At 73.8% G+C, this 8,477-nt stretch carries 5 protein-coding genes; 3 read left to right on the top strand and 2 right to left on the bottom strand.

All coding sequences use genetic code 11. From position 1 onward, the window contains the following. Nucleotides 1-179 precede the first annotated feature (179 nt). The 3 genes from ABTZ54_RS32570 (at nt 180) to ABTZ54_RS32560 (ending at nt 3,924) form a co-directional block, all read left to right on the top strand. A complete protein-coding gene (locus tag ABTZ54_RS32570; RefSeq protein WP_351670364.1) occupies nt 180-2,945 on the top strand; it encodes an ATP-binding protein in 2,766 nt (921 codons plus the stop codon). A 94-nt stretch (nt 2,946-3,039) separates the two neighbouring features. Then, nucleotides 3,040-3,540, top strand: a complete 501-nt coding sequence (locus tag ABTZ54_RS32565) for a hypothetical protein (RefSeq protein WP_351670358.1) — start codon at nt 3,040-3,042, stop codon at nt 3,538-3,540. Nucleotides 3,541-3,558: 18 nt separating this feature from the next. After that, nucleotides 3,559-3,924: an RNA-binding S4 domain-containing protein gene (locus tag ABTZ54_RS32560; protein WP_351670355.1), complete on the top strand. Its 366-nt coding sequence runs from the start codon at nt 3,559-3,561 to the stop codon at nt 3,922-3,924. A gap of 46 nt (nt 3,925-3,970) precedes the next feature. Here ABTZ54_RS32560 and ABTZ54_RS32555 read toward each other — a convergent pair whose 3' ends face one another. Both ABTZ54_RS32555 and ABTZ54_RS32550 read right to left on the bottom strand, forming a co-directional pair. Continuing rightward, a complete protein-coding gene (locus ABTZ54_RS32555; protein WP_351670352.1) occupies nt 3,971-6,214 on the bottom strand; it encodes a terpene synthase family protein in 2,244 nt (747 codons plus the stop codon). Nucleotides 6,215-6,374: 160 nt separating this feature from the next. Continuing rightward, entirely contained in the window at nt 6,375-8,387 is a 2,013-nt protein-coding gene (locus ABTZ54_RS32550) for an N-acetylmuramoyl-L-alanine amidase (RefSeq protein ID WP_502997354.1), read from the bottom strand. Nucleotides 8,388-8,477 lie beyond the last annotated feature (90 nt).

Below are 8,477 nucleotides of genomic sequence, written 5' to 3'. Positions count from 1 at the left end.
TTGTATTTTGTGAGTGTTTTTCTTTGGTGTGCTCTTCCGATGTGGTGTCCGGACGTGGCGGCGCCCGTAACGAGCGAAGCGAAGTGAAGGTCGCAGTCCGGACACCCCCACCCCCGCGGAGCCCCCGGCACCCGCACCCACCCACGGCCGCCACCCCCTTCCCCCGCCAAGGCGGCATCCTGGCCTACGCCGCCCCCGCAGGCCTGGGCAAGACCACCCTCCTGGCCGAGATCCGCCGCCGAGCCGCCGCCAAGGGCTGCACCGTCCTCTCCGCCCGAGGCGGCGACCAGGAACAACGCGTGGCCTTCCACGTGGCCCGCCAGCTCCTCCAGCCCCAACTCGCCGCGGCCTCCCGCACCGAACTCACCGAGCGCCTCGGCAGCTGGTACGACATCGTCGGCCCCGCCCTGGGCCTGTGCACCGCCGCCGAGGGCTCCCCGCCGGACCCCCAGGGCCTGCGCGACGGCCTCGACTGGGTCCTCACCCACCTGGCCGTCCGCCGGGCCCCGCTCGTCGTCGTCCTCGACGACGCCCACTGGGCCGACCCCGAGTCCCTCGGCTGGCTCTCCGCCTTCGCGCCCCGCGCCGAGGACCTCCCCATGCTCCTCGTCGTCGCCTACCGCCCCGACGAACTCCCGGAATCGGGCGCCGAGTTCACCGGCCGCCGCTCCGGAAGGCGCCCGATCGGCCTGGAGCCCCTGACCTCCGAGGCCATCGCGGGCCTGGTCCGCGACCGCGTGGGCGCCCACGCCGACGACGCCTTCTGCCAGGAGTACTGGGAGGTCACCTCCGGCAACCCCTTCGAGGCCGTCGAACTCGCCGCGAGGGTCCGCGACCGAGGCCTGGAACCCACCGCCGACCGCGCCCACGCCCTCCGGGACCTCTCGGCCGCCGTCAAGGGCAGCGGCCTCATCGCCCAGATCGAGGGCTTCGGCCCCGCCACCGTCCGCCTCGCCTGGGCCTGCGCCGTCCTCGGCACGGAGATCTCCCCGCAACTGGCGGGCGCCGTCGCGGGACTGGGCGGCGAGGAGGTCGCCCGCTGCGCCGAACGACTCCGCCGCGCCCGCGTGCTCGCCCCGGCCGCCCAGCCCACCCCGGACGCCGAACCCGGCACGGAGACGCTGGAGTTCGTTCACCCCCTGATCGCCACCGCCGTCTACGACGCGATCCCCGCCGCCACCCGCGTCGCCCTGCACGGCCAGGCCGCCTGGTGCGTGGTGGACGCCGGACTCGGCTCGACCACCGCCGCACGCCACCTCGTCGAGACCCACCCCGAGAGCGACCCCTGGGTCGTGCAGCACCTACGCGCCGCCGCCCAGGAGACCCTGCGGGCCGGCGCGCCCGACACCGCCCGCCGCTACCTCGCCCGCGCCCTGCGCGAACCCCCGGACCACGACGAGCGCGCCGCCGTCCTCTTCGAGCTCGGCTGCGCCTCCCTGCTCACGGAACCCGCCACCACCGTCAACCACCTGCGCGCCGCCCTGGAGGAACCGGTCGCCGACTCCGCCCTGCGGCACGGCATCGTCTACCGGCTCTCCCAGGTCCTCGCCCACAGCGACCGCCTCGTGGAGGCCTCCGAGCTCCTCGGCCGCGAGTCCCGGCTCACCACGGACGCCCGCAGCCGGCTGCGGATGCAGTCCGAGAAGTTCATGTGGGACGCCTTCCGCGCCGACGAACCCGACTCCCCGGCCCGCTCCCGCCGCCTCGCCCGGCTCGCCGACCGGCTCACCGGCCGCGACCTCACCGAGCGCTACATCATCGGCCTGCGCGCCTGGGACGCCACCCTGCGCGCCGAACCCTCCGCCGTCGCCGTCGGCCACGCCGAGCGCGCCCTGGAGGGCGGCCTCAGCTGGGCCGACGAGAGCCGCGGCTTCGAGGTCCCGGTCCTCGTCGCCCTCACCTTCCTCTACGCCGACCGGCCCGGCCGCGCCGAGGAGCTGTTCGCCACCGGCACCGCCGAGTTCGAGCGCCAGGGCTGGCGCGGCGCCCACCTCTCCTTCGCGTACACCCTCCTCGGCTACATCCGCTACCGCCGCGGCCGGCTCGTCGAGGCCGAGGACTTCGTCCGCGCCGGCCTGCGGCTCGCCGAGCGCGTCGGACCCCGCACCCCGTGCGAGTGGTACGCGGTCGGCGTGATGGTCGAGGTGCTGCTCGCGAGGGGCCGCACGGAGGAGGCGGCGCGGGTCGCCCGCGCCCACGACTTCGGCGAGCCCTTCCCCGCCGCCGTCACCTTCCCGGACTCCCAGACCGTCCACGCCGAACTCCTCCTGGCCACCGGCCGCACCGAGGAGGCCGCCGCCGAGCTCGCCGCCGTCGGCCGCCGCCTCGACCCGCGCGGCATGCGCAACCCCGCCTGGTGCCCCTGGCAGCTCCACCTCGCCCTCGCCGAGGCCTGCGAGACCCCCGAGCGGGCCCGCGAAACGGCCCTGGAGGCCGTCGCCAGGGCCCGCCAGTACGGCGCGCCCTCCGCGATCGGCCAGGCGCTCCGCGTCACCGCCGAGGTCTCCGGCGAAGCCGACCGGGTCAAGCTCCTTGAGGAGTCCGTGTCCTGCCTGGAGCGCTCGCCCGCCGCGTACGAGCTGGCCCGCTCCCTCGTCGCCCTCGGTGCCGCGCTGCGCCGCACCGGCCGCACCGCGGAGGCCGCCGAGTACCTCTACCGGGGCCTGGAGACCGCCCAGAGCTGCGGCGCCGACGGCCTCGTGGACGACGCCAGGGCCGAGCTCGCCGCCGCCGGACTGCGTCCCCGTACGCTCCACCCCACCGGCACCGACACGCTCACCGTCCGCGAGCGGAGCGCGGCCGAGCTGACCGTCCGCGGCGAGGACCCGGGCGCCGTCCTGGGCCTGGACCGGGCCACCGTCACCCGGCTCCTGTCGGGCGTCTACCGCAAGCTGGGCACCGACCCCGCCGGGCTCGCGCAGGCCCTGACCAGCGGCGGCAGGTGACACCACCCCGACGCGCCGCACCCGGGGCCCGTCCGGCGGATCCGGGCCGGGGCCGCCGCACAGGCCCCGGCGCCGGGACACGTACCATGGCGGTATGTCCTTCCTCCGCCGCCGCAGCGCCGCCACACCCGCTGGCCCGGACTTCGATGTCCTCGCCATGGACCCGGGGGACTGGCCCGGCAATCTCGGCGCCGGTCTGCTCCCGGCCCCCGACGGCACCTGCCAGGGCGTGTTCCTGCGCTACGACCTGTTCGGCGGCCGCGGACCCGCGATGATCATCGGCAACCTCCCGGAGGGCTCCCCGGCGCGCGAGCTCGCCGACGGGCAGATCCCCTTCGAGGTGGCCCAGCTGCTCGCCGCCCTGGAGAACGACGAGCCGGTCGACGTCGTCGACGTCGAGGACGTGCCGGTGATGCAGGGCGACAACCTGCTGATCGTGCGCCGCCTGAAGCTCTCCGAGAGCCGGATCTCCTGTGTGCAGTTCGACCGCAGCGACAACGTCCTGGTGACCATCGCCAGTTGGGACCGGCCGATCACCGACGACCTGTACGCGCTGCTGAAGCCGCTGCCCGCCGAGCTGTTCCAGCAGGGCTGACGGGGAGGGCGGGGGCCGATGAGCGCACGCGTCGACAGCTGGATCTGGGCGGTCCGGCTCACCAAGACCCGCTCCCAGGCCGCGGCGGCCTGCCGGGCCGGCCACGTCAAGGTCAACGGGGAGCGGGCCAAGCCCGCCCAGCCGGTGAAGCCGGGCGACGAGGTGCGGCTGCTGCACGGCGGCCGGCAGCGGATCGTCGTGGTGAAGGAGCTGCTCACCAAGCGGGTCGGCCCGCCGGCCGCCGCGGAGGCCTACGTCGACAACAGCCCGCCCCCGCCGCCGCGCGAGCAGGAGGCCGTCGCCGCCGTCCGCGACCGGGGCGCCGGCCGCCCCACCAAGCGCGACCGCCGCGAACTCGACCAGCTGCGCGGCCTGCGCCCGTAACGTGAAGCCGCCCCCGGCTCCCCGGAGGCGGCTTCACGCTACGGCGTCAGAGCACCAGCGAACCGAAACCGGACCCCCACCGCGCCCCCGAGGCCCCGAAGGCCCCCAAGGCCCCCAAGGCCCCCAAGGCCCCGAACCCCCCGGACCCGGGAAGCGACCGCCCCGCCCCGCCCCCGCGCGCCCGCAGCTCCTCGGCCCCGTACCGCCGCACGTTCCGGTGCCAGTGCAGGACCCCCGCGAGCCAGTCCTCCAGCTCCCGCAGATAGCGCCCGAAGGCGGCCCGCCCCGCCGCGTCGAGCCCGAAGTCCGCGTACAGCAACGGCACTTCGTACTTCTTCAGATGCTCGTACTGGCGCAGCCGACCCCGCATCAGGTCGTCCACGATCGTGACGGCGGCCGGATAGTCGCAGTCGAAGAAGGTCTGCACGACCAGCAGGAGGTTGTGCAGCTCCCCCTCGACCTCGATCTCCTTCTGGTACGAGAAGAGGTCGTTGACGAAGGCCCCGTAGTCGGCGACCGCGTTCTCCAGGGCGCGTACGGTGCCCGTCCGGAAGATCTCGGCCGGCAGCACCCGCTCGTGCCCCAGCCGGGCCAGCAGCATCGTCAGCTCCGCGCCGAAGGTGGCGCGGCGCATCTCGATGTAGTCGACCGGGTCGGGCACCCGGTTCAGGGCCGCGTTGTGCAGCTCCCAGTGCCAGCTGTCCAGCATCACCTCCATGGCGCTCCGCAGCCGGGCTCGCGCGTCGGGCGCCATCGTGGCCGTGACGCGCGGCCACAGGTCGGCCAGCGAGCGCTCCAGGGCGTTGGACACCGGAAGGGTCCGGGCGGCCTCCGGAACGTCCAGCGGCATCAGGGCCTTGAGCCGCTCGGTCTGCGCCTTGGCTCCGGCGACATCGCGCGTGCCGCCGAAGGCGGCGGGGTAGAAGTCGTCCGCGTACGTGCCCCAGGTCAGCAGGAGCGCGCTGGTCTCCAACTCCTCCAGGGTGGCGTCCGGATCGAGCCCCGCCGAGCAGAGCGCGAAGTCGAAGCCCTCCAGCATGGACCGGTCCCACAGGTCCTCCAGGAGCCCCACCCGCTCCGCCCACTCCTCCGAGCGCCGCTTGACCTCCTGGTGGTGCAGGTTGACCGACACCGGGTACGGCAGGTCGAACTCCGGCAGCAGCGAGGGCCCCACCTCCTGGTGCGGCACATGGGTGAGCGTCCGCGCCCGGCTCGCGGCCTGCCGCCCGCCGAAGAGGTTCCTGATGTCGAACGCGGCGGTGCCGAGGGGCCGGCCGAACGGCGTGGACTCCGTCACCAGCCCCTCGTTCATGTAGCGGCTCGACCGCATGTGCCACTCGTGGCCGCCGGACTGCCAGTCCTGGAGCCCCTTGACGTACGCGGCGATGGCCGCCGCCTCCTCGGGGCCGAGCCCCCGCTCCACGCAGAGCGCGGGCACCTCGGTCAGCGCCGTGGTCTCGAACTGGTGCAGCCGCGAGGTCAGCAGGTCGTTGACGGCGTCGGCCGCCTCCTGCGTCGTGCAGCCGAGGAACTTCTCCAGGACGAGCACGCCATTGCTGTTCTCGCCCTCCTCCTCCACCTCGCGCTGGTACGAGAAGAGGTCGTTGCGCAGATGGACGGCGTCGGAGAACGCGTCCCGCAGCACCCGCAGCGGCCGGGCGTACGCCACCTGCTCGGGGACCTCGGCGCCCGCCGCGTACTCGACGAGCCCCGCCGACCAGGGCGCGCCGCCCACCTTGCGGCGCATCTCGATGTACTCGACGGGGTTGGCGATCCGCCCCTCGTTGATGTTGTCGAGCTCCCACAGCGACTCGTACAGCAGATGCTCGGTCGCCTCGGCGAACCGCACTCGCCAGGCCTCCGACATCGACGGTACGGTCCGCCGCCACAGGTCCGCGAGACCGGCCTCGACCGGGTTGACCGGCTCGGGCATGCCCGCGGCGGGGTCGGCCGGCATGAACAGCGGCAGCCGGTCGAGGTAGGCCTTGCCGCCGGCCCGGTCCTGGGAGCGCTTGAAGATCTCCAGGAAGTGGTCGTCGAAGAAGAAGACCCAGGTGTACCAGTCGGTGACGAGGGAGAGGGCCTCCACGTCGCAGTCCGGGTGGGTGTAGGAGCAGAGCAGCGCGTAGTCGTGCGACTGGAGGTCCGCCTCCTCCCAGACGCCGGAGCCCTCCAGCATCCCCATCTCCCGTGCCCAGTCCCGCGTGTGGGTGCGGGCCGTCTCCACATGGGGGTTGAGGCGCGCCGGATACGGAACATAGAAATCCGGCAGAACGAAGGGCTGAGCCATGCCAGGAAGGCCTTTCGGTGAGCGGGGGCAGTCGTCCGGCCGAGCATTACCCCTCGACCCCCGCCTCCACGCGGACACCGGAATAGTCGTATGAACACCAGGGGGTGCCGGTCGGGCCACGGCCCGCCGGCACTCCCGGAGCATGTCCGCTCCCGAGCCGTCAGGCTCGCGAAACCCGCACGTCAGCGGCCTTTACAAAGGCCACGCGATGCCCGAACTGGATCTCGTAGTACTCCTCCTGGCCGCGCACGACCACATGTCCCGAAGGATCGAACACCGGCGCGAAGAAGTACTCGCCCGGGGTACTCCCGCCCACCACGTACCGCTGCCCGGCGAGCAGCTTGTACGGCAGCGGCGACACCGACTGCACCGGCACGCCCGCCGGATACGCCGAGGCCTCCGGATAGGCCCTCCCGTACACCGGCACCGACGCGAGACCCTCCTTCGGCGTCAGGACCACACCCCGCGCGTTCACCGCCGTCCGCTGCCCCTTCGGATTGTGGAACCAGGCCTTCTGCCCCAGATACCAGATCGCCGTCCAGTCGCCCCGGCGCTCGGCGACCGCGAAGCTCTGGCCCGTCGAGGCCCGCGCCCCCGTGTCGTTCACCCCGTCGGTCGAGTCCTGCCCACCCGGGCGCAGTCCGATGTCCTTCACCAGCGGCGCGTCGGCGCTCGGGGAGGTGTACAGGCGCACGGCCCCGCTCCCGTGGGGCGCACACGCCACCCCGGCCGTCACGCACCCCGTGTACACCGGCTGGTTGGCCACGTACTCCGGACGGATCGTCACCACCCCCGCGTCCGGGCCCGCGCTCGGCGTGATCGGCCGGCCGAGCAGCTGGAAGTAGTGCGCCCAGTCCCAGTAGGGACCCGGGTCGGTGTGCATCCCGCGGATCGACGAGGTCACCGTGCCCGGCACGTTGTCGTGGCCCAGGACGTGCTGCCGGTCCAGCGGGATGCCGTACCGCTTGGCCAGGTACCGCACCAGGCGCGAGGAGCTTCGGTACATCGCCTCCGTGTACCAGGAGTCCGGCGAGGTCAGGAAGCCCTCGTGCTCCAGACCCACCGACTTCGCGTTCACGAACCAGTTGCCCGCGTGCCAGCCCACGTCCTTCAGCGCCAGGTGCTGGGCGACATGCCCGTCCGAGGACCGCAGCGAGTACTGCCACGACACGTACGTCGGGTCCTGCACCAGCTTCAGGGTGGTGTCCCAGCTCGCCTCGGTGTCATGGATCACGATGTAGTCGATCGACTGCGAGGCGGGCCGGTTCGCCAGGTCGTGGTTGCCGTAGTCGCCGTCCCCGAACTCCTCGTACGGCGCCGGGATCCACTCGCAGGCCACCGAGCGCGGGCACTCCACCGGGCCCCCGGCGGGCGCGTGCAGACCGAGCGCGGCGACCTGGCCGGTGGCCGGCGCGACCGAGGGCTCCGCCGCCAGCGTCACCACCTGCCCGCTGTCCGTCGTCCGCGACTCGCCCGTGCGGATCACGTCGAAGACGTCGTCCGCGTACGTCGCCGCCGTCGCCGAGTCGTCGGCGCCCGAGTAGCGCGCCACCGCCCCGTACCAGTCGGCGGGGTCGGGGCTCGCCGCCCGACCGGACGCGCGCTGCGCGTCGGCCAGCAGCGCCGCACCGCCCTCGATGTTCGCCGCCGTCCCGGTCCGCAGCTCCTCGGCGGACCGGCCGGACAGCTCCGCCGCCCGCTCCAGGGTCCGCAGCCGAGGCGGCAGCTCCGACGCCTTCGGGAGCTCCGCCGTGACGCCGGTACGGGGCGCCCGCGCGTCGTCGCCGCGCGCGTCCTCCGCGCCCTCCGAGTGGTGCGGGGCCTCCGCGAGGGCGGTCACCGCGTCCGTCAGGTGCATCGGACCGTAGCCGCCGGTCACGCTCGGCGCGCCGCCATGGGCGTCCCAGCGCGACTGGAGGTACGCCACGCCGAGCAGCACGCTCTGCGGCACGCCGTACCGCTCGGCGGCCGCCGCGAACTGGCGCTGCAACGCACCCGCCGCGGGCTCGTCGGCGGTCGCGGACGGCGCGGCGGACAGCAGGGGAAGGAGCAGGACGGCCGGAGCGGCACGTCTGAGGAACGCGGAACGGAGCAAGGCAGCCTCCAGCGACGGGTGGGAGAACAGGGGCCGTGCGGTACCGAACCCGTACAGGGGTAGCGGCTTCCGGAGCATCCGTCAATCACCCGAAGGCAAAGGCGATTTCCCACGTCAGAGCGGCTGGAGCGGCAGCGGGGCGGAGTTTCGCGCGGGCGGCGCGCCCGC

The sequence above is a fragment of the Streptomyces sp. NPDC094032 genome (genome assembly GCF_040303965.1).
GTDB lineage: Bacteria > Actinomycetota > Actinomycetes > Streptomycetales > Streptomycetaceae > Streptomyces.
This window is presented reverse-complemented; position numbering and strand designations above follow the sequence as displayed.

Coding starts and splice junctions, on each gene's coding strand:
- ABTZ54_RS32560 (WP_351670355.1), top strand. CDS start 3,559: ATGAGCGCACGCGTCGACAGCTGGATCTGGGCGGTCCGGCTCACCAAG.
- ABTZ54_RS32555 (WP_351670352.1), bottom strand. CDS start 6,214: ATGGCTCAGCCCTTCGTTCTGCCGGATTTCTATGTTCCGTATCCGGCG.
- ABTZ54_RS32565 (WP_351670358.1), top strand. CDS start 3,040: ATGTCCTTCCTCCGCCGCCGCAGCGCCGCCACACCCGCTGGCCCGGAC.
- ABTZ54_RS32550 (WP_502997354.1), bottom strand. CDS start 8,387: ATGCTCCGGAAGCCGCTACCCCTGTACGGGTTCGGTACCGCACGGCCC.